This is a genomic window from Enemella evansiae, assembly GCF_002250705.1.
Classification (GTDB): Bacteria; Actinomycetota; Actinomycetes; order Propionibacteriales; family Propionibacteriaceae; genus Enemella; species Enemella evansiae.
In genome coordinates this window covers 1-26,850 of sequence record NZ_NMVP01000007.1, presented here as the reverse complement: position 1 = coordinate 26,850, position 26,850 = coordinate 1, and the positions used below count along the sequence as shown (strand labels likewise).

Genomic DNA, 26,850 nt, shown 5'->3' with positions numbered 1-26,850 from the left:
GCCTACAGTGGATCCGATGACCCGGATCGTGCTGCTGAGAGCCGTGCTGCCGGCCTCGCTGGGGCTGGCGCTGCTGCAGGCGACCCTCGGTTGGCCGCTGACCAGTCAGACGAGCAACCTGATTCGGGTGATCGGTTTTCTCGTCTGGTTCGGCGCGGTTCTCGGGGCCCTACTGCTGGGGCAGCGTACGCCCGACCCGCGCCGGGCGCGCCCGATCGACTGGGTGCTGATGGCGTCGGCTGCGGTGCTGCTGGTGCTCGCCATCACCGGCACCGGGCAGTTGGGCGCCCCGCCCCAGGCGCAGGTGGCGATCGCCGTCGTGCTGTTGGGGCTTCTCGTGTGGCGGCTGGGTGAGCGCTGGATCTCAACGGCAGCGGCAAACGCTGGGATATTGGTGCTCGGCTGCGGACTGGCTGGCCTGCTGCTGGCGTTCACCCCGTTGCGCGGCTGGACCGGACTGGTCGCCGGAATGGCCGGCGGAGGCGTACTGCTGTGTCAGGGGCTGTGGTCCGCGGTGCGGGCCCGCTGATCGCCCTTCGCGGCCAGATCGGTTAGAGTGCTGCCGTGGCATGGCGGGTTCTCCTCCTCCGGTGCCGCAGCGAGGCCAGCTGAGGGGCGGCCTCCTCGCTGCGGAGTCTCTGCGCGCCTCCCCGCCGACTCCGACACACTTCAGCGAGGACAGAACCCATGAGCACCCACGGAACCCGTAGCCAGCCCAAGCCCGTTCAGCAGCCCAGCCCGATGCCGTTCGGGCGCTATCACGCCTTCCAGCCGGTCGAGGTCCCCGACCGCACGTGGCCGGACAACAAGATCACCCACGCCCCGCGCTGGCTGTCCACCGACCTGCGCGACGGCAACCAGGCGCTGATCGACCCGATGACCCCGGCCCGCAAGCGCCGGATGTTCGACATGCTGGTGGCGATGGGTTACAAGGAGATCGAGATCGGTTTCCCCTCGGCCTCCCAGACCGACTTCGACTTCGTTCGCCAGCTCATCGAATCGGACGCCATCCCCGACGACGTGCACATCTCGGTGCTGACCCAGGCCCGCGAGGACCTGATCGAGCGCACCGTGCAGTCGCTGGTCGGCGCGAAGCGGGCGAACGTCCACCTCTACAACGCCACCGCCGAGCTGTTCCGGCGGGTGGTCTTCGGCATCGACGAGGCCGAATGCATCGCGCTGGCCCGGCGCGGCACCGAGATGGTGGTGAAGTACGCCGAGGAGCTGCTGGGCGATGTGGAGTTCGGCTACCAGTACTCCCCGGAGATCTTCACCCAGACCCCCACCGACTACGCGATCGAGGTCTGCAACGCCGTCGCCGATGTCTGGCAGCCGGATGCTGATCGGGAGATCATCTTCAACCTGCCGGCGACGGTGGAGATGTCCACACCCAACACCTATGCCGACCAGATCGAATACTTCATCCGCAACATCCGCGATCGCGAACACGCGGTCGTTTCGCTGCATCCGCACAACGACCGGGGTACCGCGGTGGCGGCCACCGAGCTGGCGCTGATGGCCGGCGCCGATCGGGTCGAGGGCTGCCTGTTCGGGCACGGCGAGCGGACCGGGAACGTCGACCTGGTGACGCTGGCGATGAACCTGTTCAGCCAGGGCATCGATCCGAAGATCGATCTGTCCGACATCGACGAGGTACGCCGGACCGTCGAGTACTGCACCAATCTGCCGGTGCACCCGCGGCATCCCTATGCCGGTGATCTGGTCTACACCGCCTTCTCCGGATCGCACCAGGATGCGATCAAGAAGGGCCTGGAAGCGCTGGAGAAGAAGGCGAAGGACGAGGGCAAGGATCTGCACGAGATCGATTGGGAGGCGCCGTACCTGCCGATCGATCCGCATGATGTCGGGCGCACCTATGAGGCCGTGATCCGGGTGAATTCCCAATCAGGCAAGGGCGGAATGGCCTACATCATGAAGTCCGAGTACCGGATGGACCTGCCGCGCCGACTGCAGATCGAGTTCGCCCGGGTGGTGCAGTCGCACACCGACACCGAGGGTGGCGAGGTGCCGGGTGAGGTGATCTGGCAGATCTTCTCCGATGAGTACCTGAACAAGCCCGGGCCGCTGCAGCTGGAGCGGGCCCGCTCGGAGAACAACGGCACCTCCCGGATCGATGCGACCGTGCGGGTGAACGGCGAGGAGAAGCAGGTGCGCGGGGAGGGCAACGGCCCGCTCTCGGCCTTCGTGGACGGGATCGCCGAGCTCGGTTTCCCGCTGCGGGTGCTGGATTACAGCGAGCACGCGCTCTCGGCCGGCGGTGACGCGAAGGCCGCGGCGTACGTCGAGTGCGAGGTCGGCGAGGGCGAGGACGCCCAGGTGGTCTGGGGTGTCGGCATCGACGCCAACATCATCAACGCCTCGCTCGAGGCGGTCTGTGCCGCGGTCAACCGCGCCTCGGCTGACTGAGCGAGCAAGGGACGCGGCAGGAGGCGCTGCTCAGCTGAGCTGATTGGGCAGCGCGCCCCCGTAGCGACGGTCGCGGCGGGCGTACGTTTCGATTGCCTGCCACAGATTCCGGCGATCCCAGTCCGGCCAGAGCGTGTCGGAGTAGACCATTTCTGCGTACGCCGACTGCCAGAGCAGGAAGTTGGAGAAGCGCTGCTCACCGGAGGAGCGGACGAACAGGTCGACGTCGGGGATCTCGGGTTCGTCGAGGAACTGCCGGAACCGGTCCTCGGTGATCCGGGACGGGTCGAGTCGGCCCTGCCGGGCGAGTTCGGCGATCTGTCGGGTGGCGTCGACGATCTCGGCGCGGCCGCCGTAGTTCACGCAGAACTGCAGGGTGAGGGTGGTGTTGTCCTTGGACTGCTCCTCGGCGATCTCGAGCTCCTTGATCACCGAGCCCCAGAGCCGGGGTCGGCGCCCGGCCCAGCGGACCCGGACACCGAGGTCGTCCAGCTCGTCGCGGCGCCGGTGGATGACGTCGCGGTTGAAGCCCATCAGGAACCGGACCTCATCGGGGGAGCGGCGCCAGTTCTCGGTGGAGAAGGCGTACACCGACAGGTATTTCACGCCGATCTCGATGGCGCCCTCGATGACGTCGAAGAGCACCGCCTCACCGGCCTCGTGGCCCTTGGTCCGGGGGAGATTGCGGGCCTTCGCCCAGCGGCCGTTGCCGTCCATCACGATCGCCACGTGCTCGGGTACCAGCTCGGCGGGCAGCTGCGGCGGGCGGGCCCCGGTGGGGTGCGGGGTCGGGGTACGCCTCGGCGGGCGCGGGGCTTGCTTGCGGCTCACCCGATCGAGCCTATCCGAGGCGGCACGCGAGAAGTGGGTATAGGTTGGGAAGCACGCCGTCGATCACCCCGGAGACCTCCATGAACCTCGCCCGGAAGAACGATTGGAACCGTCGCGACGCCGTCACCGACGAACCCGTGAGTGACCAGCAGCTCACCGCCATCGACCGGTGGTGGCGGGCCGCCAACTACCTGTCGGTCGGCCAGATCTACCTGTTGGACAACCCGCTGCTGGCTCGTGCGCTGGAGGCCGAGGACGTGAAACCGCGGCTGCTCGGCCACTGGGGCACCACACCCGGGCTCAACTTCTTGTATGCGCACTTGAACCGGGCGATCATCGAACGGTCGCTGAACGCCTTCTATCTCACCGGACCCGGCCATGGTGGACCCGGGCTGGTCGCGAACACCTGGCTGGAAGGCAGCTACACCGAAAACTATCCCGACATCACCCGTGACGGCGCCGGAATGCAACGACTCTTCCGCCAGTTCTCCTTCCCTGGTGGGATTCCCTCGCATGTGGCGCCCGAGACCCCGGGATCGATCAACGAGGGTGGCGAACTCGGTTACGCGCTCTCCCACGCGTACGGCGCGGTCTTCGACAACCCCGACCTGCTCGCCTTCACCGTCGTCGGCGACGGTGAGGCGGAGACCGGTCCGCTGGCCACGTCCTGGCATTCGAACAAGTTCCTCGACCGGGTGCGCGACGGGGTGGTGTTGCCGGTGCTGCACCTGAACGGATACAAGATCGCCAACCCGACCGTGCTGGCCCGGATCCCGGAGTCCGAGTTGGTCGAGTTGCTGCGCGGTTACGGTTATCACCCCTATGTGTTCGACACCGACGGCGCCGACCACGCCGACGCGCACGCCAGGTTCGCGCGGTTGCTCGATGAGGTGCTGGACGAGATCGCCGACATCAAGGCCAGCGATGACACCGAGCGGCCCACCTGGCCGATGATCGTGTTCCGCACCCCCAAGGGTTGGACCGGGCCGGCGAAGGTTGACGGCAAGGTCACCGAGGGTTACTGGCGTTCTCACCAGGTGCCGCTGGCCAGCGCGCGGGACACTCCCGAACACCTGGCCCAGTTGCAGGACTGGATGCGGTCCTACGGTACTGACGAATTGTTCGACGCCGACGGCGTACCGCGGGCGGAGATCGACGCCCTGGTGCCGGAGGGACCGCTGCGGATGGGGGCGAACCCACATACCAACGGTGGCCTGCTGCTGCGCGATCTGCGGCTGCCGGACTACCGGGCGTACGCCCAGGAGATCAGCGATCACGGTGCGCCGATGGCCGAGGGCACCCGGCGGCTGGGGGAGTACCTGGCCGAGGTGATCCGGCTCAATCCGGACAACTTCCGCATCTTCGGTCCCGACGAGACCGCCTCCAACCGGCTGCAGGGGGTCTATCAGGTGACCGCCAAGCAGTGGGATGCGGAGTACCTGCCGCAGGACGCCGACGACGGCCACCTGGCGCGCAGCGGTCGGGTGATGGAAATGCTCTCGGAGCACCAGTGCCAGGGCTGGCTGGAGGGCTATCTGCTCACCGGGCGGCACGGGCTGCTGAACTCCTACGAAGCCTTCGTGCACATCGTCGATTCGATGTTCAACCAGCATGCCAAATGGCTCAAGGTGACCAATCACATCCCGTGGCGCCGGCCGATCGCGTCGCTGAACTATCTGCTCTCCTCACACGTGTGGAGGCAGGACCACAATGGGTTCTCCCATCAGGATCCGGGCTTCATCGACCACGTGGTGAACAAGAAGTCCGACATCATCCGGGTCTATCTTCCGCCGGACACCAACACCTTGTTGTGCACCTGGGACCACGTGCTGCGGTCCCAGCAGTACGTGAACGTGGTGGTCGCCGGCAAACAGCCGACACCGTCGTGGTTGAGCATGGATGAGGCGATCAAGCACTGCGTGCGCGGGGTGGGGATCTGGGAGTGGGCCGGGACCGAGGTGCCGGGCACCGATCCCGATGTGGTGCTCGCCTGCGCCGGTGATGTACCGACCCTGGAGGTGCTCGCCGCGGCGTCGATCCTGCGCGAGCAGATCCCGGAGCTGAAGGTGCGGGTGGTCAACGTGGTCGACCTGATGCGGCTGCAGGATGAGAAGGAACATCCGCACGGGTTGAGCCACCGGGACTTCGACACCCTGTTCACCCCCGACCGGCCGATCATCTTCGCCTACCACGGCTATCCGTGGCTGATCCACCGGTTGACCTATCGGCGCACCGGACATGCGAATCTGCACGTGCGCGGGTACAAGGAGGAGGGCACCACGACGACACCGTTCGACATGGTGATGTTGAACGATCTGGATCGGTACCACCTGGTGCTGGACGTGATCGATCGGGTGCCAGGCCTGGCGACTCGGTACGCCGGGCTGCGGCAGCGGATGCAGGACGCCCGACTGGACGCCCGGGCGTACACCCGCGAACACGGTGAGGACATCCCCGAGGTGGCGAAGTGGATGTGGGGCGACGCGGGTGATTCGACCCAGAGCCCGACCGACACCGCCGGCGACAACGAATGACCCGAAGATGTCAGGGGTTATGGCCAGTCTTACGCGACCGGACTGGCAGATTGGCCCCAAGAGATCAACGGGGTGAGCCGGTGGACCACGCGCGCAAACTGGGATCGGGAATCCTCGACCGAGGCCAGGATCACTACCCAGCCTTCGCCGCGAAATGCCTCGTCGCGCTGGATGTCCACGCCGGCCCGCTCCGGACAGAAGTGGTGCGCCCCTTCGTACTGGATAGCGACCCGCCATTGTCGATATCCGAGGTCGGCGGTCCAGCCGTCGGGCTGCTCCGGGTCCAGCGGCAGCTGCAACTCCGGCTCCGGGAGGCCGGCGCGGATGATCGCCAACCGGAGCATCGTCTCCTGCGGCGAGTCCGAGCCGACCCGGATCCAGGGCAGCAGGTCGCGGCCTCGGCGTACGCCGGGACGTGAGTCATTCGCCTGGACCACTGCCTGAAGCTCGTCGAGCGTGGCCCAGGGTGCGTCGCGCTCCTCGAACCGGGCCCGCGGCAGGCGTACCAGCTGGTCACCGAGGACGATCGCCTGATCGCGGCCGAGCGAGAGCAGCAGGTCGAACCAGGTCCGCGCCGGGGTCAGGATCGGGAGCCCGTCGATGTCGGTCGTCTCGGCATCGGTGAGGCGTTGGCAGTGACCGCGTACGCCTGCCCGCTCCACCGACCAGCGGGTGTGGCGCGCGGTGAGGTGAATCAGCGGGTCCTCGCTGATCCGGGTCGGGACATGCAGGCCGTACAGGGCCGCCGCGGTCGCATGGGAAATCCAGTTCTCCGGCGCCAGTGCGAGCAGCGGACGAAGCCGGGCGCGCAGGTCGGGTGCCTCGGTGCCGCGATAGCGGATGCCGTAGCCGCCGCTGGCCAGGTCCTTCGCCCGGAGCCGCTTCGGCCCGACGCCCAGGTCGGCGGCCTCTTGGGTGGTGAAGGTGGCGGGGAGAGCGGCGGGTAGTTCGTTTCTCTTGGTCATGCCAGCACGGTGGGGTGCCCGGGCGCGAATCGTGCATCGCTGTCCACAGGGCCCTCGAACCGGGACCGGCTATCCACAGTTGATCTCTTGGGGTCAATCGGCCAGTCCGGCGGCGTGGGACTGGCCATAACCCCTGACATCTTTGGTTGGGCGTGGGAGGCGGGGGTGATTCGGGGGAGTGGGGCAGAATCGGGGGGTGCCGACTTACCGGGATACCGCGGTGGTCCTGCGTACCCACAAGTTGGGGGAGGCGGACCGGATCATCACGCTGCTCTCGCGGGGCAACGGGAAGGTCCGCGCGGCCGCCCGCGGGGTGCGGCGGACCTCCTCGAAGTTCGGGGCGCGGCTGGAGCCGTTCAGCCATGTCGACATCCAGTTCGTGATCGGGCGCAGCCTCGACATCGTCACCCAGGTCGAATCCCTGCACGCCTTCGGGCGGCCGCTGGCGAGCGACTTCGCCCGCTACACCGCTGGTCAGGTGATGCTGGAGACCGCCGATCGGCTGGTGGTCGAGGAGCGGGAACCGGCGATCCAGCAGTACCAGCTGTTGGTCGGCGCGCTGCGGGTGCTCGGCGAGGGCACCAGCGACGGCGAGCGGCCACCGGTGATGGTGCTGGATTCCTATCTGTTGCGCTCGCTCTCGGTCGCCGGGTACGCCCCCAGCTTCACCGACTGCGCCCGCTGCGGCCGCGCCGGCCCGCACCGGGCGTTCTCACCCTCCGCCGGCGGCGCGGTCTGCGCCGGCTGCCGGCCACCCGGATCCGCCCATCCCCGGCCGGAGACCATCGGCTACCTGATCGCGCTGCTGACCGGCGACTGGCCGGCCACCCGGGAGATCGCGCCGGAGGTGATGCGGGAGGCCAGCGGGCTGATCGCCGCCTTCACCACCTGGCATCTGGAACGCGGATTGCGGTCGCTGGCCCATGTGGAACGCTGACCCGCCACCGGAGCCGCCCCGCTTCCAGCAGCAGCGCGCCGACTTCCGGCCGCCGACCACCCGGCCGCTGCCGATCTGGTACTGGCTGATCCCCGCGGTCATCGGCGGGCTCGCCGTGCTGGCGGCCCTGGTCGTGGTGGCGGTACTGGTCGTGCGGCCGATCCTCTTTCCGGTGCGGATCGCCGACGGCGGCGACGGTGTCGGCGATCGGTACTTCCCGACCGCCGGGGGCGGCGGCTACGACGCCCGCAACTACCGGATCGAGGTCACCTGGCAGGAGGCCGACTCCCGCATCGAGGGCCGGACCACGATGACCGCCGTCGCCACCCAGCCCCTGCAGCGGTTGCATCTGGATCTCGCGCTGCCGGCCAGTGAGGTACGCCTGAACGGCCAGGTCGCGCGGTACACCCAGCAGGGCCTCGATCTCGCGGTCACCGCGGACCGGGTGCTCGCACCGGGCGAGGAGTTCCGCGTCGAGGTGGTCTACGGCGGTAATCCCGATGCGGCTGCCGGGTTGACCACGGCCCGGGCGCTGAAGCTCAGCCGGGAGGTGCTGTTCGCCGGCGAACCGTTCGGCTCCGCGCTCTGGTACCCCAGCAACGATCATCCCAGCGATCCGGCGACGATGGAGGTGATCGCCCGCGTACCCCGCGACCTGCAGGTGATCAGCGTCGGCGCCCTGATCAGCCGCGATGCCGGCAACGAGCCGGACTGGGACACCTGGCACTGGCGCAGCGACGAGCCGATGGCCACATACCTCAATCTGCTCGCGATCGGGCCCTACAAGGTCATCGAGGACAACTCCGGTGCCCGGCCGCAGGTGTACGCGGTCAGCCAGCAGCTACCGCCACAGCTGGCCGCCTCCACCGAGGCCGCGCTGCGGCGTACCCCGGAGACGGTGCGCCGACTCGAGGAGGTCTGGGGACCCTATCCGTTCAGCCAGATCGGCGGGGTGGCCAGCTCGGTCGACGTCGGATTCGGGGCACTGGAGAACCAGACGCGCCCGCTCTACCGTTCCGAGGCGCTGGCACAGAATCCCGAGCGTCTGCTCACCCACGAATACGGACACATGTGGTTCGGCAACCAGGTCACCCTGCGGCAGTGGGACGACATCTTCATGAACGAGGGGTACGCCTCCTTCAGCGAGTGGATCCTCACCGAGCGGGCCGGTGGACGCAGTGCGAACGAGCAGTTCCTCGCGCTCTACGACCGGGCCGACGACCGGTTCTGGAACCTGCGGATCGACGATCCCGGGCCGAATCGGATGTTCGCCGCGGTCTATGCGCGTGGGCCGATGGCGCTGCAGGCGCTGCGCAATGTACTCGGTGACGAACAGTTCTTCGCGCTCGGCCGGGACTGGGTCGCCCGGCCCGGTACCGGCAGCCTGGAGGAGTGGCAGGCCCGCGCCCAGGCCCGTACCAGCGTCGACCTGGCGCCGTTCTGGGAGGCCTGGTTCTCCGCGATCAGCAAACCGGCGCGTACGCCCCAGAACGGCTTTCCTGCTTGAGAATCCGGGGTTCGGGAGTGTTCATCTCGACACGCTGATTCGGCTCCGCTTCGCTGCGCCGAATCAGCTACTCGATGAGCGTAGGTCGAGGCCGAGGTCGAGCACCGGGGCGGAGTGGGTGAGCGCGCCGACGGCGACGTAGTCCACCCCGGTCGCACCGACCGCGGCGGCGTCGGCGAGCTCCAGGCCGCCGCTGGCCTCGGTCCGTACCCCTGCGGGTCGGCACAGTGCGACGGCCTCGGTCAGCTGGTCGAAGGACATGTTGTCCAGCAGTACCAGATCGGCCCCGGCGTCGATCGCCTCGCGGACCTGGGCGAGCGTGTCGCACTCGACCTCGACCGGGATATGCGGATCGTAGCGGCGGACCGCGGCGTACGCGGCCGCCACCGACCCGGCGGCCGCCACATGGTTGTCTTTGATCAGCGCCGCATCGCCGAGCCCCATCCGATGGTTCACCCCGCCACCGCAGCGGACCGCGTACTTCTGCAGCAATCGCAATCCTGGCACGGTTTTCCGGGTATCCCGGACCCGCGTCGGAGAGCCGGCCAGGGCGTCGGACCAGGCGGCGGTCGCGGTCGCCACCCCGGAGAGTTGGCCGAGCAGATTGAGCAGGCTGCGCTCGGCGGTGAGCAGGCAGTGCAACGGCCCGGACACCGTCAGCGCGACATCGCCGGGGCCGACCCGGTCACCGTCAGCGGCGACCAGGTCCACCTCGATCGCGACGCCCTGCTGGGCGGCCAGGGTGTACGCCACAGCGGCCGCGACCGGTACGCCGGCCAGGGTGCCGGCGCGGCGGGCCACCACATCGGCGGTACCGGTGGGAGTGGTTGTGGACGTGGCCTCGACTCGCTCGTTCCTCGCTCGCTCAGCCGACGTGGGGGAGGTGAGGGTGGCCTCGGTGGTGACATCGGGGCCCCAGGCGAGATCCTCGGCCAGGGTGCGGCTCGCCACTTCGAGGACGTGTTCGACCGGCAGTCCGGCGGCGGTGAGCGTGTCGGTGACGGTGGTCGGCAGGATCGGGGTGGGCGGCAGGGCGGTCATGCGGCGTGCTCCTCGGTGCGGTTGGGCAGGGGAATGAAGGCGGTGGCGAGTCGACCGGTCCTGTCGAGGGTGATTTCGGTGCGACCGAGCCACTCGGCCCGGGTTTCGGGATGGTCGGCGCGCCGGTGGCAGCCGCGGGATTCGGTGCGCAGCAGGGCGGCGGTGGCGACCAGGGTGGCGATGGTGTGCAGGTTGGTGGCATCGAGGATCGCCCGATCCACCGTGTCGGCCGTCCGCGGCGCGCGCCGCACGCGATCGAGTGCCCGACGCAGACCCGGGGCGCTGCGGCGTACCCCCACCTCGGCGTCCAGCACCGGACGCAGCTCGGTGAACCCGCCCGCGGCCACCGCCGCGCCACCCCGCCGGGGGACCGATTCACCGGCCGCGAGCGCGAACCGATCACCGACCAGCAGGGCACCGACCCGGTCCCCGGCGACCAGCGCCTCTGTGACCGAGTTCGACGCCAACCGGTTCGCGCCCTGGACACCGGTCCCGGCCACCTCACCGACCGCGTAGAGGCCCGGCAGCGAGGTGCGGCCGTCCAGGTCGGCGGCGATCCCGCCGCACAGGTAGTGCGCACCGGGGCGTACCGGGATCGGCTCGGTGACCGGGTCCACGCCGCGTTCCCGGCACATCGCCAGGATCGCCGGAAAGTGTTCCCGCCAACGGGTTTCCCCGAACCCGGTCGCATCCAACAGGCAGTGCTCTGTGCCGGTCTCGGCCATCCGCTGCTGCATCGCGGCCGACACCACGTCGCGCGGGGCGAGATCGCCGAGCGGATGGATCCCTGCCATCACGGGATTTCCGGTGAGATCGAGCAGCCGGGCGCCCTCGCCGCGGACGGCTTCGGAGATCAGCACGCCGCGCTCACCCGGTACCGCGAGCAGCGTCGGGTGGAACTGCACGAACTCCACATCGCGCACCGCCGCCCCGGCGCGCAGCGCGGCGGCCAGGCCGTCACCGGTCGCGCCGGCGGGATTGGTGGTCAGCCCCCAGGCCTGACCGACGCCGCCGGCTGCCAGTACCACCGCACCGGCCAGGATCTCACCGATCCGGCCCTGCTCATCCAGCACTCGTACGCCGCAGCAGGCGCCCTCGGCGTCGGTGAGCAGGTCGACCAGCCGGGTACCCGGGCGGATGGTGAGCGCGCTGCCGGGGTCATCAGCGGCCGCCCGCACCGCCACGGTCAGCGTCCGCTGCACCTCGGCACCGCTGCGATCCCCACCAGCATGGAGAATCCGGCGGGCATGGTGTCCGCCCTCCAGGTGCAGATCCGCGAGGCCGGTGGCGTCGGTGTCGAAACGGGCGCCGAGGGCGATCAGCCGACGGATCGCCGCCGGGGCCTGCTCGACCAGCTCGGCGACGGCCTCCGGATCGCACAGGCCGGCACCGGCGACCAGGGTGTCCTCCACGTGTGCCTCGGCCGAGTCGTCGGCGGACCAGACCGCGGCCAGGCCGCCCTGCGCCCAGGCCGTCGCGGAGTCGTCCAGCGCCGCCCGCGTGATCAGCTCGGTCGCCACCCCGGCGCGGGCCAGCCGGAGCGTGGCGCTCAGGCCGGCCGCACCGCTGCCGACAACGACCACGGAAGTCCGGCTTCGCCAAACGGGCCGGGCGGCCGGAAGTTCAGCAGGGATGGGGATCGTGGTCATCTCACTCACCTCCGGCGGGCTGGCCGATCGCGACCATCCGCTCGACGGCCTGCCGGGCGCGGTCGGCGACGGCCGGCTCGACCTGCACCTCGTCGGTGCCCTCGCGCAGGCTGCGGAGCAGCTTGGGCGGGGTGATCTGCTGCATGAAGGGGCAGGCCGCGCGCGGGTTCACCGGCCGGAAATCGGTGTGCTGGTTGACCTTGCGGAGCTGGTGCAGCATGCCGATCTCGGTGGCGACCAGGACGGTGCCGGAGCGGGTGTCGCGGGCCCGGTCCAGCATGCCACCGGTGGACAGGATGTGGGTGCGCTCCGCGGGCAGCTCACCGTTCCCGGTGAGCCAGAGCGCGCTGGTGGTGCAGCCGCACTCGGGGTGGACGAACAGTTCGGCGTCCGGGTTGGCGCGGACGGTCTGCTCCAGGTCGGTGGGCGAGATGTCGGCGTGCACGTGGCATTCGCCGAGCCAGACGTGGATGTTCTCCCGGCCGGTCATTCGGCGGACGTGGGCGCCGAGGAACTGGTCGGGGCAGAACAGGATCTCCTGGTCGGCGGGGATCGAGCGCACCACCTCGACCGCATTGGAGGAGGTGCAGCAGATGTCGGTCTCCGCCTTCACCGCGGCGGTGGTGTTCACATAGGAGACGACCGCGGCGCCGGGGTGTTCGGCCTTCCAGGCCCGCAGCTGATCGGCGTCGATGGTGTCGGCCAGCGAGCAGCCGGCGGTCGCGTCCGGGATCAGCACGCGCTTGGCGGGGGAGAGGATCTTCGCCGTCTCGGCCATGAAGTGCACCCCGGCGAAGACGATGGTCGATTGGGGCGCCGAGGTGGCCAACCGGGAGAGGGCCAGCGAATCGCCGACGTGGTGGGCGACGTCCTGGATCATCGGCAGCTGGTAGTTGTGCGCCAGGATCACCGTGTCCTGCTCGGCGGCGAGCCGGCGTACCTCCTGCTGCCAGTCACGCACCTGCTCGCCGTCCCAGTTCTGCCAATCCCTGCTGACCTGCCTGGTGGTCATCGCCACTCCTTTTTCGATTGGAAGTCGAAAACTAGTTTGCGCCCAACAGGCGAAAAAATGCAAGCGCTAGGGTCGCATCGTGGACGCGAAGGTGGACAAGTTCCGGCACGAAGCGCTCGCCGTGGTGTTGCAGGTCCGCGGGATCGTCGCGGGGGAGCCGCGGTTGTCGGTGCTGCTGCGGGCCCGCGCACGCAAGCCGTTCACCGGCGCCTGGGGCCTGCCCAGCGGGGCCGTCGCGGCCAAGGAGTCTCTGGGGGAGTCGGTCCGCCGGCACCTGGCATCACTCGTCGACCTGGGCGAGCTGGCCCACCTCGAACAACTCGAGACCCGTGGCGCGGTCGACCGGGACCCGGCCCAGCGAACGATCGCCACCGCCTATCTCGGGCTGGTGCCGTGGACCAGCGAGCCGCTGCTGCCGGAGCGGGTCCGCTGGTTCGATGTGGACGACCTGCCGAAGACCGCCTTCGACCACGCCGAGGTGATCGCCGACGGGGTACGCCGGCTGCGCGCCAAGCTCTCCTACACCAACATCGCCTTCGCGCTGGCGCCGGCGGAGTTCACCATGTCCGAACTGCGTTCGATGTACGCCGCCGCCCTCGACCGCGACGTCGCGGTGACCAACCTGCAGCGGATCCTGGTACGCCGCGGCCAGCTGGAGGCGACCGGGGAGCAGCGCAGCCCACTGCGCGGCGGGGGCCGGCCGGCCGGGCTGTTCCGCTTCACCGGCTCCCGGCTGCAGGTCACCGACCCCTTCGCCACCCTGCGGCCCTCGGAGCAGCGGTAGGTCGGGGCTTCGACTCGCTGGCGCTCGCTCAGCCGCCGTAGCCGCTGGTCAGTCGGCGCAGTTGCCGCAGCGGCCGAAGAGTTCGAGCTCGTGGCCGACATCGCGGAAACCGTGCTCGGCGGCCACCTTGGTGGCCCACTTCTCCACCGTCGGGCCCGAGATCTCCACCGCCCGGCCGCAGTCCCGGCAGACCAGGTGGTGATGGTGCTCGCTCATCCCGCAGCGTCGGTACGCCTGTTCGCCGTTGACGCGGATGGCGTCCAGCTCGCCGGCGTCGGCCATCGCCTGCAGGGTCCGGTAGACCGTGGTCAGCCCGACCGACTGGCCGGCGGCGCGCAGCAGGTCGAAGGTCTGCTGAGCGGTGCGGAAGTCGTCGACCTCGGCCAGCAGGGCGGCGATCGCGGCCCGCTGCCGGGTCTTCCGCTGCCCGGGCTGGGCCGGTTGGGTGGCCGCGGCAGCTGGTTGCTCCTGGTCGGCGATCATCGCGTACTTCCTTCCTGGACAGGCTTTCCGGTGCTCAACCCGGTACCGCCGGACGCGCCACTGGGGCGTACCCGTCGATCGCGGAGCCGGGACAGCGGCCAGCTCAGCACGAAGGCCGCGATCGCCAGCACCACGATCATCGCGCCCGGCGCGGTGTCGGCATAGAAGGAACCGGCCGCCCCGCCGATCGCGACCAGCACCCCGATCCCCATCGCGGTGAACAGTGCCGGGGTGAATCCGCGGACCAGATTGCCGGCGGCGGCCACCGGGACCACCATCAGCGCGCTGACCAGCAGCAGCCCGACGGTCCGCATCGACAAGGTGATGGTGACCGCGGCGAGCACCACGACCAGCAGGTTGTACGCCCGGACCCGCAGCCCCTGGGTGTGCGCGAAATCCTCATCGGCGGTGACGGCGAACAACTGCGGCGACAGGCCGATGCCGAAGATCAGCACCAGCACCGCGAGGATCGCGACGAACCAGAGATCGCCGGCGGTGACGGTGGTCAGGGAGCCGAACAGGTACTGCGACAGCGCCCCGGCACCCTGGCCGGCGATCCCGGCCATCAGCACCCCGGAGGCGAGCCCGCCGTAGAAGAGGATCGCCAGGCCAACATCGCCGGAGGCCTTGCCGTGTTGGCGCAACAGCTCGACGACCACGGCGCCCAGCACCGCGACCACGACCGCCACCGGGGTCGGTGCGGTACCGGTCATCACCGCGAGCCCGACGCCGGCGATCGCGACATGGCCGAGGCCGTCGCCGAGCAGGCTGAGCCGGCGCTGCACGATGTAGGTGCCGATCGCCGGGGCCATCAACCCGGTGAGCAGCGCGGCGATCAGCGCCCGCTGCATGAACTCGTACTGCAACAGCTGGATCATCGTTCCCACTGCCGTTCCACGGTGCCGGCGACCAGGGAGATCTCCACCACCACGTCCTGGTCGGCGCAGTGCGCGTCGTGGTGATCGTGTCCCGCCGCCCGCGGCGCCCCGTCGTGCACCAGTCGCCCGTCGCGCAGCACCCAGGCCCGGTCCATCAGGCGGTCCAGCGGGCCCAGATCGTGCAGCACGACCAGCATCGCCATGCCGTGGTTCTTCAGCCCGGCGAGCACCTCGGTCAGTTCCTCCTGGGTGTCGAGGTCGACCCCGGTCATCGGCTCGTCCAGCACCATCAGCGCCGGGTCGCCGGCCAGGGCGCGGGCGATCAGCGCCCGCTGCTGCTGACCACCGGAGAGCGCGCCGAGTTCCACCCCGGCCAGCGTCGTGAGCCCGACCCGGTCGATGCTCTGCTCGACCATCCGGCGGTCCTCGGCGCGGGCCGGCAGGAACGGGCGCCGATGGGCCAGTCGGCCGGAGGCGACGACCTCGCGTACCGTCGCGCTCTGCAGCGAGGGGGCCGAACGCTGGGGCACGTAGCCGATCTTCGACCAGTCGCGAAAACGCTGCTGCGGCGTACCGAACAGGGTGATCCGGCCGCGGTGGGGTACCAGGCCGAGCACGGCGCGGACCAGGGTGGACTTGCCCGAACCGTTCGGGCCCATCAGGGCGACCGCCTCGCCGGCGAGCAGGCCGGCGGAGACGCCACGCAGCACCTCGGTGGCGGCCAAGCTGACCTGCACGTCGGCCAGCTCGAGCACCTCGGGCTGCGGGGCGGGGCTCACCGACACTGGTTGGCTCCCTTGAGCGAATTGAGATTCGATTTCATCACCTCAATGTAGTTGCTGCCGCGCGACTCGGCGGTCAGTCCTTCGAGCGGATCGAGCACGTCGGTCTTCAGCTTCAGATCGCCGGCGACGGCGTTGGCGACATCGGGGGAGACCAGGGTCTCGTAGAAGATCGTGGTGATGCCGTGCTCGCGGGCGATCTGTTGCACCTCGGCGATCCGGGCGGGGGATGGTTCGGCCTCCGCGCTCAGCCCGCGGATGCCGATCTGGGTGAGCCGGTACCGCTCGGCCAGATAGCCGAAAGCCGCGTGCGAGGTGATGAAGTCCCGGCGTACGCACTGGGCGAGGCCGTCGTGGAACTCCCGGTCGAGCGCGGTCAGATCGGTCTCGGCGGCCTTCGCGTTCTGCTCGAAGGTGGCGGCCTTGTCGGGCTGGGCGTCGGCGAAGGCCCGGCTCACCGCCTGGCTGACGGTGACCAGGTTGGTCGGGTCGAGCCAGGCGTGGGGGTCGAGTTCGTCACCGGTGCCGCTGCTGTGGTCGTGGTCGTGGCCGTGATCCGGGTCGGCCTCGGCGCCGGCGGCCTCCTCCTGCGCGATCGTGCGGAGCTGGACGACCTGGGCGACGTCGACGGTACGCCGCGGCTTGGCCTGTTCGATGGCCTTGTCGACCGCCGGCTGGAAACCCTTCTGGTAGACGACCACGTCGGCGTCGCTGAGCGAGGCGACCTGCCGGGGACTGAGCTCGAGATCGTGCGGCTCGGCGCCGGGCTGAGTGAGGTTGGTCACCGCCGCGTCCGCGCCGCCGACCCGTTCGGCCACGTATTGGAACGGGTAGAACGCGACGATCACCTTGAGCTGCCCGGGCTGGGCCTGCGGGGTGGCCGTGCTCGCGCAGCCGGTGGTCAGCAGCGCGAGGGCGGCGAGGAGTACGCCGAGTGCGCGGGGAATCGTTCGCATGGGTGGGAGCCTGTCATAGTGCAGGTGAAAATCAAAATCATTAAGGAGGTGTGCGGGGTCCCGGCGGGTCGCGCTAGCGTGAGCCGCATGATGGTGGTGAACCGGTTCCGCGCCGGCGCGGGTTTCGAGGAGCGGGTACGCCCGGCGCTCGAGCTGCTGCGGACCAAGGACGGCTTCCTGGACGCCGAGCTGGGCCAGAACCTGGACGAACCGGAGCTGTGGGTGCTGGTCACCCGCTGGCAGAACGTCGGCTCCTACCGCCGGGCGCTGGGCGGGATCGAGTCGAAGATGGTGATCGTGCCGCTGCTCAGCGAGGCGATCGACGAGCCCTCGGCGTACGACTCACCCGATCAGGTGGGGGAGAATCGCCCGCGCGGCGCGTGACGCGGTCGGGCGTACCCGCGAAGTCGGATAGCCTGTCCGTTGGACCAGAAGCGGGTGCCAGCCGGGTACCCGTGGGCTGTCGGCCCCGGCTGACGGCCAGAGCGAGCAAGGAGTGCACGTGGCGCCCACGACCAAGTTGGACAAGGTCATCAACCTCTGCAAGGACCGCGGATTCGTCTTCCCCAGCGGGGAAATCTACGGAGGGACGCGGTCGGCGTGGGATTACGGCCCCTATGGCGTGGAACTGAAGGAGAACATCAAGCGGCAGTGGTGGCGTTCGATGGTCACCACCCGTGACGACATCGTCGGCCTCGACTCCTCGGTGATCCTGCCGACCAAGGTCTGGGAGGCCTCCGGCCACGTCAAGGCGTTCACCGACCCGCTGGTCGAGTCCCTCTACACCCACAAGCGCTACCGCGCCGACCACCTGATCGAGCAGTACGAGGAGGAGCACGGCCACCCGCCCGCCAACGGGCTCGCCGACATCCCCGATCCCGAGAACGGCAAGCCGGGCAAGTGGACCGAGCCGCGCGCCTTCTCCGGGCTGCTGAAGACCTACCTCGGCGTGATCGACGACGAGTCCGGGCTGGCGTACCTGCGCCCGGAGACCGCGCAGGGCATCTTCGTGAACTTCGCCAACGTGATGACCTCGGCGCGGATGAAGCCGCCGTTCGGCATCGGCCAGGTCGGCAAGTCCTTCCGCAACGAGATCACCCCGGGCAACTTCATCTTCCGCACCCGCGAGTTCGAGCAGATGGAGATGGAGTTCTTCGTCAAGCCGGGCACCGACGAGGAGTGGCACCAGTACTGGATCGACGCCCGGATGGACTGGTACACCGGGCTGGGCATCGAGGCCGACAACCTGCGGCTTTTCGAGCACCCGCAGGAAAAGCTGTCGCACTACTCCAAGCGCACCGTCGACATCGAATACCGCTTCGGCTTCCAGGGTTCGGAATGGGGCGAGCTCGAGGGCATCGCGAACCGCACCGACTTCGATCTGACCACGCACGGCAAGAGCTCGGGCAAGGAGAAGCAGCTGCAGTACTACGACCAGCAGGCCAACGAGCGCTGGACGCCGTTCGTGATCGAGCCGGCGGCCGGGCTGACCCGCTCGATGATGGCCTTCCTGGTGGACGCGTACGCCGAGGAGGAGGCCCCGAACGCCAAGGGCGGCACCGATACCCGCACCGTGCTCAAGCTGGACCGCCGGCTCGCGCCGGTCAAGGTCGCGGTGCTGCCGCTGTCTCGTAACGAGGCGCTCTCGCCGAAGGCCAAGGAGCTGGCGGCCACGCTGCGGCAGTACTGGAACGTCGACTTCGACGACGCCCAGGCCATCGGCCGCCGCTACCGCCGCCAGGACGAGATCGGTACGCCCTTCTGCGTGACCGTCGACTTCGACACCCTCGAGGACAACGCGGTCACCGTCCGCGATCGCGACACGATGGCCCAGGAGCGGGTCTCGCTCGACCAGGTCGAGGGTTATCTGGCGCAGCGCCTGCTCGGCGCCTGAGCGCCGCGCCGGCTGAGCGACGACGAAGGAGGAGTCGAAGCCAGCGGCCACGCTGACCCTCCGGTGGGCGGATGATGTTCGCATGAGGACATGGATCGCGCTAACCGGGGCGCTGCTGGTGACCGGTTGTGGGTTCGGAGGGTCGCCGACCGCCGCGACCCCGGCCGGTGCACCGTCGGGGTCTGGTACGCCTCAGCCGGCACCGAGCGTCCGTGCGACCGCGGTGCTGGCTGGCCCGAGCGGCGCCCGGTCCACCACCACCCGAGCCGGTGGCGGCGCCGTGGGCAGCAAGCCCGAGGACTTCAAGTCCGGGAACGCCTGGTACTTCAAGTCCCCGAGCGGCAACATCTACTGCGCGATCAACCCGGGTTCGCCGAGCATGGCGGTCGGCTGCCAGGCGAACTTCCTGATCGCCTCGATGCCGAAGTGCAACGACCCGAACTCGCTCGCCCCGGCCGTCTGGGTACCCGCGGACCCCAATGCCAAGGTCGTAGAGGACTGCGTGAACCAGGGCTTCTTCGTCGGGGAGAAGCCGAAGGTGCTGCCCTACGGGAAGGTGCTCACCGCGGCGGGCTACCGCTGCGAGTCGCAACCCACCGGCGTACGCTGCGGCCTGGACGGTACCGACCGGGGCTTCACCATCGCCCGGGAGGGCATCGAATCCAGCGGCTAGTGCGATCCAGCGAATCCTGAGTGCATCCCGCTGTCCCTCCAGGGCTAGGGAAATGCACCCAGGATTCGCTGGATCGCGAGCGCCTGGTGTGTTGCTCAGGCGTTGGCCAGGTTCAGCCCGGAGTCGCCGTCGAAGAAGTGCAGTTCGGAATCGACGGGCTTCACGTGCAGCACCTCACCGACCTCGGGGCGCTGGTGCTTGTCCAGCCGCACGGTGATCCGACCCTGCCGGACGTCGACCGCGCTGTCCTCGGCGGGCGGGGTCGCCGGGGTGGCGTAGACGAAGAACTCCGAACCCAGCGCCTCGACGAGATCGACCTTCAGCCCGACCCCTTCCGGATCCTCGGCACCGACCCGCCGCCAGGACTCCGGGCGTACCCCGACCGTCACCGTGCCCGACTCGGCCGCGCCGGGCAGCGCGAAGCGATGGTGGCCCAGCCAGGCCGAGCCCTCGCGTACCGGCAGCCCGTCGATCAGGGTGATCGCGGGGGAGCCGATGAACCCGGCCACGAAGGTGTTCTGGGGGTGGTTGTAGAGGGTCTCGGGGGAGGCGACCTGCTGCAGCCGCCCGTCGAGCAGCACCGCTACCCGATCGCCCATCGTCATCGCCTCGGTCTGGTCGTGGGTGACATAGACCGTGGTGGTGCCCAGCCGCCGCTGCAGGGCGGCGATCTCGGACCGGGTGGAGACCCGAAGTTTCGCATCCAGGTTGGACAGCGGCTCGTCCATGCAGAACACCGCCGGCTGCCGGACGATCGCCCGGCCCATCGCGACCCGCTGCCGCTGACCGCCGGACATCTTGCCCGGCTTGCGATCCAGCAGATCCTCCAGCTGCAGGATCCGGGCCGCGTCGGCGACCCGCTCGGCGATCTCGGAACGCGACATCTTGTTGTTCTCCAGCGCGAACGCCATGTTCTGCCGGGCCGTCATGTTCGGGTACAGCGCATAGGACTGGAACACCATCGCGACATCCCGGTCCCGCGGCCGGGTGCCGGTGACGTCCTTGCCGTCGATCCGGATCCGGCCCTCGTCGACCGGTTCCAGACCGGCCAGCATCCGCAGGCTGGTGGTCTTGCCGCATCCCGACGGCCCGACCAGCACCAGGAACTCACCGTCGCCGATCTCCAGATCGAGCGCGTCGACGGCCGGGCGGGCGCCGGCGTCGAAGATCCGGGAGGCCTGTTCGTAGCTGACGGTCGCCATGGGTTTCTTCCTTCTGTGCTGGGGATCGGGCGCCGCTCCCGGGATTCACCCGGGAGCGGCGCAAGGGGCGGGGGTACGCCTCAGAGCTTCGGCTTGATGTCGCGCTCGAAGGTCTTCTGCGAATCGTCCGCCAGCTGCTTGAACACGGTGGCAACATCCGCACCGCCGGTGGTGATCTTGTCCAGACCCTCACCGATCCGCCGGCCACCGCCGGGCACGAACACCCGCGCGTAGTCCTGCGGGGCGGTGTTCTCCGAGAGCTGCTTGATCGCGGTCATCGCCCGCGGCTCGGACTCCAGGTACTTCTTCTCCGACGGATCCTCCAGCGCCGACTTGCGCACCGGCATGTAACCGGTGGCCTGGCTGAAGCTGGCGGTGTTCTGCGCGTTGGTGATGAAGTCGATGAACTTCACCGCCAGCTGCTTGCGCTCGTCGGAGATGTTCATCGGCACCGCCAGACCGGCGCCGCCGGTCGGGCAGCCCGGCTTCGGGCCAGGCAGGAAGGCGGTGTTGAAGTTGACCTGGGCCTGCTTCTTCAACCCACCAAGGGATCCGGTGGACTCCAGCAGGGCAGCGCTGAGGCCGGTACCGAACTCGTTGACCGGGTCCTTGGTCACCTTGATCTTGTTGGCCTTGGCCATCGAGGCCAGGTAGTTGCCGGCCTCCACCGACTCCGGCGTGGTGAACTTCATGTCCCACTTGTCGGAGTACTTGCCGCCGAAGGTCCAGATCATCCCCTGGAAGTACCAGTCCAGGTAGTTGGTGCCGTTGGCGACCGAGAGCGGGGCGGCGTTCGGGTTCGCCTGCTGCAGCTTGGTGGCGAACTGGTCGAACTCGGCCCAGGTGCTGGGGCCCTTGTCCGGCAGCCCGGCCTTGGCCCACATGTCCTTGTTGTAGTAGAAGAGGCAGGTCGAGCGGGCGTACGGCATCGCGTAGTTCTGGCCGTTGTAGAGGTAGTCATCGCGCAGCGTGTCGACGTAGTCGTCGGACTTCACCCCGACCTTGGTCCACAGGTCGTTGAGCGGGGTGATCGCCTTGTTCAGCGCGAAGTTGAACCAGGTCACGTCGGAGGCGACGATCACATCGGGCAGGTCGCCGCCGGTGAGTGCGGCGTTGAACTTCTGCGCCAGCTCCTCGTAGTTGGCGCCACCGTCGACGAGCTCGACCTTGGTGCCCGGATTCGCGGCAACGAAGGCGTCGATCATCTTCTGCTCGAGTTCCTTGGACTTGCCCGGGTGGTTGGACCAGAACTTGATGACACCCTGTTCGCCCTGCTGCGCCGGTGCGGAACCGGTGCCGGCACAGGAGGTCAGGGTGGCGGCCGCGGCGACGCCGCCGGCCAGAGTGAGGAAGTTTCGGCGGTTGATCTGCATGGTTCTCCTTGCGGAATCTGGTGTCGGTCGTCGGGTTGGTCGGTGGCGACGGTGCGGGGATCAGCCCTTGACCGCACCGGCGGTGAGGCCCTTGATCATCTGTTTCTGCAGGATCACGAAGATGATCAGGATCGGCAGCATGGTGAGCACCGTGCCCGCCATCACCGGCCCCCAGTTGGTCAACCCCTCGTTGTTCTGCAACAGCGTGAGTCCGACCGGGAGCGGGGCCACCTTGTCATTGCTGGCCATCAGGAACGGCCACAGGTATTCGTTCCACTCGTTCACGATGGTGATCAGGGTGAACGCGATCAGCGTCGGCCACGACATCGGCAGCACCACCCGGAACAGCAGCTTCATCGGACCCGCGCCATCCATCCGGGCGGCCTCGATGATCTCCCCGGGCAGCGACAGGAAATGGTTGCGCAGCAGGAAGGTGCCGAAGGCCACCCCGGCCAGCGGCACGATGATGCCCTGGAAGGTGTTGCGCCAGCCGAGCTGGGCGACCATCGCGTAGTTGGAGATCACGGTGATCTGGTTGGGCACCATCAGCGCCGAGATCACCACCACGAACAGCACCGTGCGGCCCGGGAAACGCAGGAAGGACAGGGCGTACGCCGACATCACCCCGAGGGTCACCTTGGCGATCGTCAGGGCCGTGGTGATCAGCACCGAGTTGGCCAGGTAGCGCAGGAACGGCACCTCGGTCATCACCGTGCCGTAGTTCTGCCCGGTCACCGGATTGGGGAACCAGGTCACCGGCTGGGTGTAGATGTCGGGTCGCTCCTTGAGCGAGGTGATCAGGATGAAGTAGATCGGCACCATGATCATCGCGACGGTGAGGATCAGGCCGAGGTAGCCGAGCACCCGACCGAGGCGGCCCCGGTGCATCGCGGCGGTGGGATCTTCGCGGTGGGACACCGCCTGGGTCTGGCTGGCCATGTCAGTCCTGCCTGTCCTGGAGGCGTACCTGGATGAGCGTGATCACCAGCAGGATCACGAACATGATGGTGGCGATCGTTGCGCCGTAACCGGCCCGGCCGTTGACGAAGGTCTCCAGATAGACCTGATAGACCATCGTCGTGGTGCCGGTGCCGAAGGGCCCGCCGCGGGTCATCACGTTGATGATGTCGAAGACCTGCATCGAGTTCAGCAGCACGGTCACCGACAGGAAGAAGGTCGTCGGCCGCAGTTGCGGGAACACCACCCGCCAGAACCGCCGCCAGGCCGAGGTGCCGTCGATCTCGGCCGCCTCATCGAGCTCGGCCCGGCGACCCTGCAGCGCGGCCAGATAGATCACGAACACATAGCCGACGGTCTTCCAGATGTAGGTCGCGGTGACCATGAACAGCGCCCAGCGCGCGTTCTGATAGAAGTCCGGCGGCGTCAGGCCGACCCGGCGCAGCAGATCCTGGATCAGCCCGAACGACGGATCGAAGACGAACTGGAAAGCCACCCCGATCGCGGCGCCGGAGATCACGAACGGTGCGAACACCATCGAGCGCACCACACCGCGGCCGACCAGCTTCTGATCCAGCAGCAGCGCCAACCCGAGCCCGATCGCCATCGAGCCGAGAACGGTCGCCACGGTGAAGATCGCGGTGTTCGACACCACCTGCCAGGTGTCGGCGCGGGTGGCCCACTCCACATAGTTCCCGACACCGAGGAAGGTCGCGGTCGGGGACGAGATGTTCCAGTTGAAGAAGGACAGCCGGATGTTGTCCAGCAGCGGCCGGTAGGTGAACACCGCCAGCAGGGCCAGGTTCGGCAGCAGCAGCAACGCCGCCAGCAGCACCTCGCGGCTGTCGTAGCGGCGCTTGCGGGGCGCCCGCACCGACGCGGCGGCGCCGTTGGTGGTCGGCGCATCCGAGCTCGCGGGGGCTGAAGTCACCCCCGGATCGTGTCGGCCGGCCTCCAACTTCCGGTTTCTGGCCGGTGTCGGGTCGGTAAACGGTTGTTGCACAAGTTCTGTATACCCCAACCAGTGGGTGCTCCATCTAGACTGGTCAGTCGGTTTCGCCATCGCTTTTCCGAATCGTGATCAGCCCAGGAGTACGCCCATGTCCACCGCTTCGGCTCCCGCCGCGCAGCAGCTCGCCCCGCTGCGCTTCGCCACCCCCGGTGGGGAGCGGGCCGTGGTCAGTGAGACCCCGGTGGTGCTCGCGCCGATGGCCGGGGTGACCAATGCGGCGTACCGGCAGCTCTGCCGCGAGCAGGCCGAGGCGGGGGGTGCGCCCGGGACCGGGCGCAAGGGGCTCTTCGTCTGCGAGATGATCACCTCCCGCGGCCTGGTCGAGCGGGACCGCAAGTCGCTGCAGATGCTCGCCTTCGATCCGGGCGAGACCCTGCACTCGGTGCAGCTCTACGGGGTGGACGCGCCGACGATGGCCGAGGCCACCCGGATCCTGTGCGGCGAGTTCGGGGTCGGCCACGTCGACCTCAACTTCGGCTGCCCGGTGCCGAAGGTGACCCGCAAGGGCGGCGGTGGCGTACTGCCCTGGAAACGGGACCGGTTGCGGGCCATCCTCGCCGCCACGGTCACCGCGGCCGAACCCTACGGCGTACCGGTCACGATGAAGACCCGCAAGGGCATCGACACCGACCACCTCACCTACCTGGATGCCGGCCGGATCGCTGCCGACACCGGGATCGCCGCGATCGCACTGCACGGACGGACCGTCGCCCAGGCCTATGCCGGTGAGGCCGACTGGGACGCGATCGCCGAACTGGTCGCCGCGGTGGACATCCCGGTGCTCGGCAACGGCGACATCTGGGAGGCCGAGACCGCCCAGGCGATGGTCGCCCACACCGGGGTCGCCGGTGTCGTCGTCGGCCGCGGTTGCCTGGGCCGGCCCTGGCTGTTCCGCGACCTGGCCGACGCCTTCGCCGGCCTGGAGCGGCGCGCCCGGCCCACCCTTGGCGAGGTGGCTGCGACGGTACGCCGGCACGGCGAGCTGCTCGCCGAGTTGATGGGGGAGCAGCGCGGGGTGACCGATCTGCGAAAGCACATCGCCTGGTATTTCAAGGGCTATCCGGTGGGCGGTGAGGTACGCCGAGGGCTCGGCCTGGCGTCCTCGCTGGCCGATCTCGACGAACAGCTCGGCCGGCTCGACCCCGACCAGCCGTTCCCCGAATCCGAACTCGGCAGCCCGCGCGGCCGGCAGGGTACGCCGCGGGACAAGGTCGTGATGCCCGAGGGCTGGCTGGACGACACCAGTGGACTCGACCTGGATCTGGCCTCCGCCGAGGTCGGCGTCTCCGGCGGCTGAGGTACTCCCCACGCTCATCGAGCAGCGCCCATGCGGAGCTCGCGGAGCAATGGGCGCGTGTCGAGATGCACGGCGCGCGTTCCATCGTGAGGAACGGACCGTCGAGGCGTTTCCGCTGCTGCGGCATGCTGGGGCAATGTCGAAGATGACGGTGCAGCCGAACGGCGTCGAGGTCCCGGTGGGAACCGACGACACGATCATGGCCGCGCTGAACAAGAACGGCTACACCTATCTGCTCGGTTGCCGGCGCGGTGGCTGTGGGATCTGCAAGGTCCAGGTCGAGTCCGGCGAGATCGAGCACAACCGCCCGGTCGCGGAGAGCGCGCTGTCCGCCGAGGAGCGGGCCGAGGGGATCTGCCTGGGTTGCCGGGCGGTCCCGCAGGGCGACGTCACGATCAGCCTGTGCCAATCGGCGCTCCGCGTCACCAACCCGTTGCTGCACCCGCGCAGCGCCTGACCACCCCGTTCCGTGGAGCAAGGAGCATCCGTGTCCGAAACGACCCGCAACCAGCCGAACATCACCCGCGCCGGAGCCCGCACCGCGATGGATGCGGCCCTGGCCCGCGCCGAGGAGCTGGGACTGGCGATGAACATCGCGATCGCCGACTCCGCGGGCCGGCTGGTCGCCTTCGAACGGATGGACGGCGCGATGCCGATCAGCGCCGGGATCGCCCAGGACAAGGCGTGGACCGTGATCGCCGGCAACGGACTGCCGACCGCCGACTGGTACGAGACGATCTCCAGTGATCCCGCGCTCAAACAGGGCTTCCCGCACCGGGACCGGCTGGTGATCTTCGGTGGTGGGGTGCCGATCACCGTCGACGGTCAGCTCGTCGGCGCCGTCGGAGTCTCCGGTGGCTCCGCCGAGGAGGACGCCGACGTCGCCTCCGCCGGCGCCGCCGCCGTCAGCTGACGGTCCTCGAACAGGCCGCTTGCGGCGGGGTGCTTCACGGTCCTCGAGTAGGCCGCTTGCGGCGGGGTGCTTCACGGTCCTCGAGTAGGCCGCTTGCGGCGGGGTGCTTCACGGTCCTCGAGTAGGCCGCTTGCGGCCGTGTCGAGAGGACCCTCTGCAGCTCATCTCGACACAGTGAGGATGGTGGTGGGGGTCCGGTGGCCTTGGGGATGATGTCTTTGGGGTCTGGGTTGTTCGTTTGACCGATCTCGACACTGGCGCTGTTGGTTGGGTGCCTTGAACGCGACTTGTCGACGGCCGGCCCGCCGGGCCCCTCTTTCGGTTTGGATGGCCAGACCGGGCGGGTGTGACTTGATAGGACCTTGATCGGTGTCTCATCACTGTGGTGTCCGCCCGGCCTGGGAGGTCATCCCTCGATCCAGTAGTAGAGGGAGACATCACCCATGATGACCACCAACCATGCCACGCCTCAAGACCCGACCCCGGTGGTGGCTGGGGTCGATACTCATCAACGCACCCATCACGCGGTCGTGCTCACCGAGACCGGGGTGTTGTTGGCTGATCGGGAGTTCCCGGTCTCCCGCGCGGGTTATGCCGCGTTGGTGGACTGGGTCGCCGGCCACGGACCGATCACCGCGATCGGGGTCGAGTCGACCGGTTCGTATGGGGCCGGGTTGACGGTGCATCTGCTGGCGGCCGGGATCGAGGTGATCGAGGTCAACCGGCCCGATAAGACCACCCGG

At 68.8% G+C, this 26,850-nt stretch carries 26 protein-coding genes; 13 read left to right on the top strand and 13 right to left on the bottom strand.

Annotation, left to right across the window (positions count from 1 at the left end; genetic code table 11):
* Positions 1–16: 16 nt before the first annotated feature.
* Together BI335_RS06890 and leuA are read left to right on the top strand one after the other, a co-directional pair.
* Positions 17–529: a hypothetical protein gene (locus tag BI335_RS06890; RefSeq protein ID WP_094430010.1), complete on the top strand. Its 513-nt coding sequence runs from the start codon at positions 17–19 to the stop codon at positions 527–529.
* A 158-nt stretch (positions 530–687) separates the two neighbouring features.
* Complete coding sequence (gene leuA / locus BI335_RS06885) at positions 688–2,427, top strand: 2-isopropylmalate synthase (RefSeq protein WP_094430009.1); 1,740 nt, start codon at positions 688–690, stop codon at positions 2,425–2,427.
* A gap of 30 nt (positions 2,428–2,457) precedes the next feature.
* Here the strand turns inward: leuA and BI335_RS06880 are convergent, their stop codons facing one another.
* Positions 2,458–3,258 (bottom strand): isoprenyl transferase, encoded by an 801-nt coding sequence (locus tag BI335_RS06880; protein WP_094430008.1) that lies wholly within the window; start codon positions 3,256–3,258, stop codon positions 2,458–2,460.
* Positions 3,259–3,338: 80 nt separating this feature from the next.
* On the opposite strand from BI335_RS06880, the gene BI335_RS06875 reads away from it, so the two are divergent.
* The gene (locus BI335_RS06875; RefSeq protein WP_094430007.1) at positions 3,339–5,792 is read left to right on the top strand and encodes a phosphoketolase family protein; all 2,454 of its coding nucleotides are present in this window, start codon (positions 3,339–3,341) and stop codon (positions 5,790–5,792) included.
* 29 nt (positions 5,793–5,821) lie between these two features.
* On the opposite strand, the gene BI335_RS06870 is transcribed toward BI335_RS06875, so the two are convergent.
* Positions 5,822–6,757: a hypothetical protein gene (locus tag BI335_RS06870; RefSeq protein ID WP_094430006.1), complete on the bottom strand. Its 936-nt coding sequence runs from the start codon at positions 6,755–6,757 to the stop codon at positions 5,822–5,824.
* A gap of 196 nt (positions 6,758–6,953) precedes the next feature.
* On the opposite strand from BI335_RS06870, the gene recO reads away from it, so the two are divergent.
* Together recO and BI335_RS06860 are read left to right on the top strand one after the other, a co-directional pair.
* Positions 6,954–7,694 carry a DNA repair protein RecO gene (gene recO / locus BI335_RS06865; RefSeq protein ID WP_094425562.1) on the top strand — a complete coding sequence of 247 codons (741 nt, stop codon included), beginning with the start codon at positions 6,954–6,956 and terminating at the stop codon, positions 7,692–7,694.
* Complete coding sequence (locus BI335_RS06860) at positions 7,681–9,201, top strand: M1 family metallopeptidase (protein WP_094430005.1); 1,521 nt, start codon at positions 7,681–7,683, stop codon at positions 9,199–9,201. Before recO ends, BI335_RS06860 begins: the two co-directional genes overlap by 14 nt.
* A 63-nt stretch (positions 9,202–9,264) precedes the next feature.
* On the opposite strand, the gene nadC is transcribed toward BI335_RS06860, so the two are convergent.
* The 3 genes from nadC to nadA form a co-directional block, all read right to left on the bottom strand.
* On the bottom strand, positions 9,265–10,242 hold the full coding sequence (gene nadC / locus BI335_RS06855) for a carboxylating nicotinate-nucleotide diphosphorylase (protein WP_094424663.1): 978 nt from the start codon (positions 10,240–10,242) through the stop codon (positions 9,265–9,267).
* Positions 10,239–11,825, bottom strand: coding sequence for an L-aspartate oxidase (gene nadB / locus BI335_RS06850; protein ID WP_229119478.1), 1,587 nt, complete (start codon positions 11,823–11,825; stop codon positions 10,239–10,241). The genes nadC and nadB overlap by 4 nt, the downstream gene beginning before the upstream one ends.
* Before the next feature lie 67 nt (positions 11,826–11,892).
* On the bottom strand, positions 11,893–12,903 hold the full coding sequence (gene nadA / locus BI335_RS06845; RefSeq protein WP_094424667.1) for a quinolinate synthase NadA: 1,011 nt from the start codon (positions 12,901–12,903) through the stop codon (positions 11,893–11,895).
* A 79-nt stretch (positions 12,904–12,982) separates the two neighbouring features.
* Between nadA and BI335_RS06840 the strand changes: the two genes are divergently transcribed.
* Positions 12,983–13,687 carry an NUDIX hydrolase gene (locus tag BI335_RS06840; RefSeq protein ID WP_229119477.1) on the top strand — a complete coding sequence of 235 codons (705 nt, stop codon included), beginning with the start codon at positions 12,983–12,985 and terminating at the stop codon, positions 13,685–13,687.
* Positions 13,688–13,735: 48 nt separating this feature from the next.
* Here BI335_RS06840 and BI335_RS06835 read toward each other — a convergent pair whose 3' ends face one another.
* Genes BI335_RS06835 through BI335_RS06820 form a run of 4 tightly spaced genes read right to left on the bottom strand, consistent with a single transcriptional unit; the run spans position 13,736 to position 16,786 of the window.
* A complete protein-coding gene (locus BI335_RS06835) occupies positions 13,736–14,170 on the bottom strand; it encodes a Fur family transcriptional regulator (RefSeq protein ID WP_094424669.1) in 435 nt (144 codons plus the stop codon).
* Complete coding sequence (locus tag BI335_RS06830) at positions 14,167–15,048, bottom strand: metal ABC transporter permease (protein ID WP_229119476.1); 882 nt, start codon at positions 15,046–15,048, stop codon at positions 14,167–14,169. The genes BI335_RS06835 and BI335_RS06830 overlap by 4 nt, the downstream gene beginning before the upstream one ends.
* Positions 15,045–15,827 carry a metal ABC transporter ATP-binding protein gene (locus tag BI335_RS06825; RefSeq protein WP_172421775.1) on the bottom strand — a complete coding sequence of 261 codons (783 nt, stop codon included), beginning with the start codon at positions 15,825–15,827 and terminating at the stop codon, positions 15,045–15,047. Before BI335_RS06825 ends, BI335_RS06830 begins: the two co-directional genes overlap by 4 nt.
* Positions 15,824–16,786, bottom strand: a complete 963-nt coding sequence (locus tag BI335_RS06820; RefSeq protein WP_094424673.1) for a metal ABC transporter substrate-binding protein — start codon at positions 16,784–16,786, stop codon at positions 15,824–15,826. Before BI335_RS06820 ends, BI335_RS06825 begins: the two co-directional genes overlap by 4 nt.
* Before the next feature lie 87 nt (positions 16,787–16,873).
* On the opposite strand from BI335_RS06820, the gene BI335_RS06815 reads away from it, so the two are divergent.
* The 3 genes from BI335_RS06815 (at position 16,874) to BI335_RS06805 (ending at position 19,353) form a co-directional block, all read left to right on the top strand.
* Positions 16,874–17,170 carry an antibiotic biosynthesis monooxygenase family protein gene (locus tag BI335_RS06815; protein WP_094425568.1) on the top strand — a complete coding sequence of 99 codons (297 nt, stop codon included), beginning with the start codon at positions 16,874–16,876 and terminating at the stop codon, positions 17,168–17,170.
* Positions 17,171–17,288: 118 nt separating this feature from the next.
* Positions 17,289–18,680, top strand: coding sequence for a glycine--tRNA ligase (locus tag BI335_RS06810; RefSeq protein WP_094430004.1), 1,392 nt, complete (start codon positions 17,289–17,291; stop codon positions 18,678–18,680).
* A gap of 82 nt (positions 18,681–18,762) precedes the next feature.
* Complete coding sequence (locus BI335_RS06805) at positions 18,763–19,353, top strand: hypothetical protein (protein WP_144009084.1); 591 nt, start codon at positions 18,763–18,765, stop codon at positions 19,351–19,353.
* A 95-nt stretch (positions 19,354–19,448) separates the two neighbouring features.
* Here the strand turns inward: BI335_RS06805 and BI335_RS06800 are convergent, their stop codons facing one another.
* The 4 genes from BI335_RS06800 to BI335_RS06785 form a co-directional block, all read right to left on the bottom strand.
* Complete coding sequence (locus BI335_RS06800; protein ID WP_094430002.1) at positions 19,449–20,555, bottom strand: ABC transporter ATP-binding protein; 1,107 nt, start codon at positions 20,553–20,555, stop codon at positions 19,449–19,451.
* 80 nt (positions 20,556–20,635) lie between these two features.
* Positions 20,636–21,928 carry an ABC transporter substrate-binding protein gene (locus tag BI335_RS06795; RefSeq protein ID WP_094430001.1) on the bottom strand — a complete coding sequence of 431 codons (1,293 nt, stop codon included), beginning with the start codon at positions 21,926–21,928 and terminating at the stop codon, positions 20,636–20,638.
* A gap of 60 nt (positions 21,929–21,988) precedes the next feature.
* Positions 21,989–22,867 carry a carbohydrate ABC transporter permease gene (locus tag BI335_RS06790; RefSeq protein ID WP_094360417.1) on the bottom strand — a complete coding sequence of 293 codons (879 nt, stop codon included), beginning with the start codon at positions 22,865–22,867 and terminating at the stop codon, positions 21,989–21,991.
* A 1-nt stretch (position 22,868) separates the two neighbouring features.
* Positions 22,869–23,816, bottom strand: coding sequence for a carbohydrate ABC transporter permease (locus tag BI335_RS06785; RefSeq protein WP_229119475.1), 948 nt, complete (start codon positions 23,814–23,816; stop codon positions 22,869–22,871).
* 169 nt (positions 23,817–23,985) lie between these two features.
* Between BI335_RS06785 and dusB the strand changes: the two genes are divergently transcribed.
* The 4 genes from dusB to BI335_RS06765 form a co-directional block, all read left to right on the top strand.
* Complete coding sequence (gene dusB, locus BI335_RS06780) at positions 23,986–25,194, top strand: tRNA dihydrouridine synthase DusB (RefSeq protein ID WP_094429999.1); 1,209 nt, start codon at positions 23,986–23,988, stop codon at positions 25,192–25,194.
* A gap of 136 nt (positions 25,195–25,330) precedes the next feature.
* Positions 25,331–25,651 carry a 2Fe-2S iron-sulfur cluster-binding protein gene (locus tag BI335_RS06775; RefSeq protein WP_229118177.1) on the top strand — a complete coding sequence of 107 codons (321 nt, stop codon included), beginning with the start codon at positions 25,331–25,333 and terminating at the stop codon, positions 25,649–25,651.
* A gap of 30 nt (positions 25,652–25,681) precedes the next feature.
* Positions 25,682–26,107 carry a GlcG/HbpS family heme-binding protein gene (locus BI335_RS06770; protein ID WP_229118931.1) on the top strand — a complete coding sequence of 142 codons (426 nt, stop codon included), beginning with the start codon at positions 25,682–25,684 and terminating at the stop codon, positions 26,105–26,107.
* Between the two features lie 443 nt (positions 26,108–26,550).
* On the top strand, positions 26,551–26,850 hold a 300-nt coding region (locus tag BI335_RS06765), incomplete at its 3' end, for an IS110 family transposase (protein WP_144009081.1).

Excerpts from the sequence above, each read along its gene's own strand:
- BI335_RS06860 (WP_094430005.1), top strand. The coding sequence starts at position 7,681 with ATGTGGAACGCTGACCCGCCACCGGAGCCGCCCCGCTTCCAGCAGCAG.
- dusB (WP_094429999.1), top strand. The coding sequence starts at position 23,986 with ATGTCCACCGCTTCGGCTCCCGCCGCGCAGCAGCTCGCCCCGCTGCGC.
- BI335_RS06875 (WP_094430007.1), top strand. The coding sequence starts at position 3,339 with ATGAACCTCGCCCGGAAGAACGATTGGAACCGTCGCGACGCCGTCACC.
- BI335_RS06805 (WP_144009084.1), top strand. The coding sequence starts at position 18,763 with ATGAGGACATGGATCGCGCTAACCGGGGCGCTGCTGGTGACCGGTTGT.
- BI335_RS06775 (WP_229118177.1), top strand. The coding sequence starts at position 25,331 with ATGTCGAAGATGACGGTGCAGCCGAACGGCGTCGAGGTCCCGGTGGGA.
- BI335_RS06870 (WP_094430006.1), bottom strand. The coding sequence starts at position 6,757 with ATGACCAAGAGAAACGAACTACCCGCCGCTCTCCCCGCCACCTTCACC.
- leuA (WP_094430009.1), top strand. The coding sequence starts at position 688 with ATGAGCACCCACGGAACCCGTAGCCAGCCCAAGCCCGTTCAGCAGCCC.
- BI335_RS06835 (WP_094424669.1), bottom strand. The coding sequence starts at position 14,170 with ATGATCGCCGACCAGGAGCAACCAGCTGCCGCGGCCACCCAACCGGCC.
- nadA (WP_094424667.1), bottom strand. The coding sequence starts at position 12,903 with ATGACCACCAGGCAGGTCAGCAGGGATTGGCAGAACTGGGACGGCGAG.
- BI335_RS06815 (WP_094425568.1), top strand. The coding sequence starts at position 16,874 with ATGATGGTGGTGAACCGGTTCCGCGCCGGCGCGGGTTTCGAGGAGCGG.
- BI335_RS06830 (WP_229119476.1), bottom strand. The coding sequence starts at position 15,048 with ATGATCCAGCTGTTGCAGTACGAGTTCATGCAGCGGGCGCTGATCGCC.
- BI335_RS06890 (WP_094430010.1), top strand. The coding sequence starts at position 17 with ATGACCCGGATCGTGCTGCTGAGAGCCGTGCTGCCGGCCTCGCTGGGG.
- nadC (WP_094424663.1), bottom strand. The coding sequence starts at position 10,242 with ATGACCGCCCTGCCGCCCACCCCGATCCTGCCGACCACCGTCACCGAC.
- BI335_RS06790 (WP_094360417.1), bottom strand. The coding sequence starts at position 22,867 with ATGGCCAGCCAGACCCAGGCGGTGTCCCACCGCGAAGATCCCACCGCC.
- BI335_RS06820 (WP_094424673.1), bottom strand. The coding sequence starts at position 16,786 with ATGCGAACGATTCCCCGCGCACTCGGCGTACTCCTCGCCGCCCTCGCG.
- BI335_RS06800 (WP_094430002.1), bottom strand. The coding sequence starts at position 20,555 with ATGGCGACCGTCAGCTACGAACAGGCCTCCCGGATCTTCGACGCCGGC.
- BI335_RS06795 (WP_094430001.1), bottom strand. The coding sequence starts at position 21,928 with ATGCAGATCAACCGCCGAAACTTCCTCACTCTGGCCGGCGGCGTCGCC.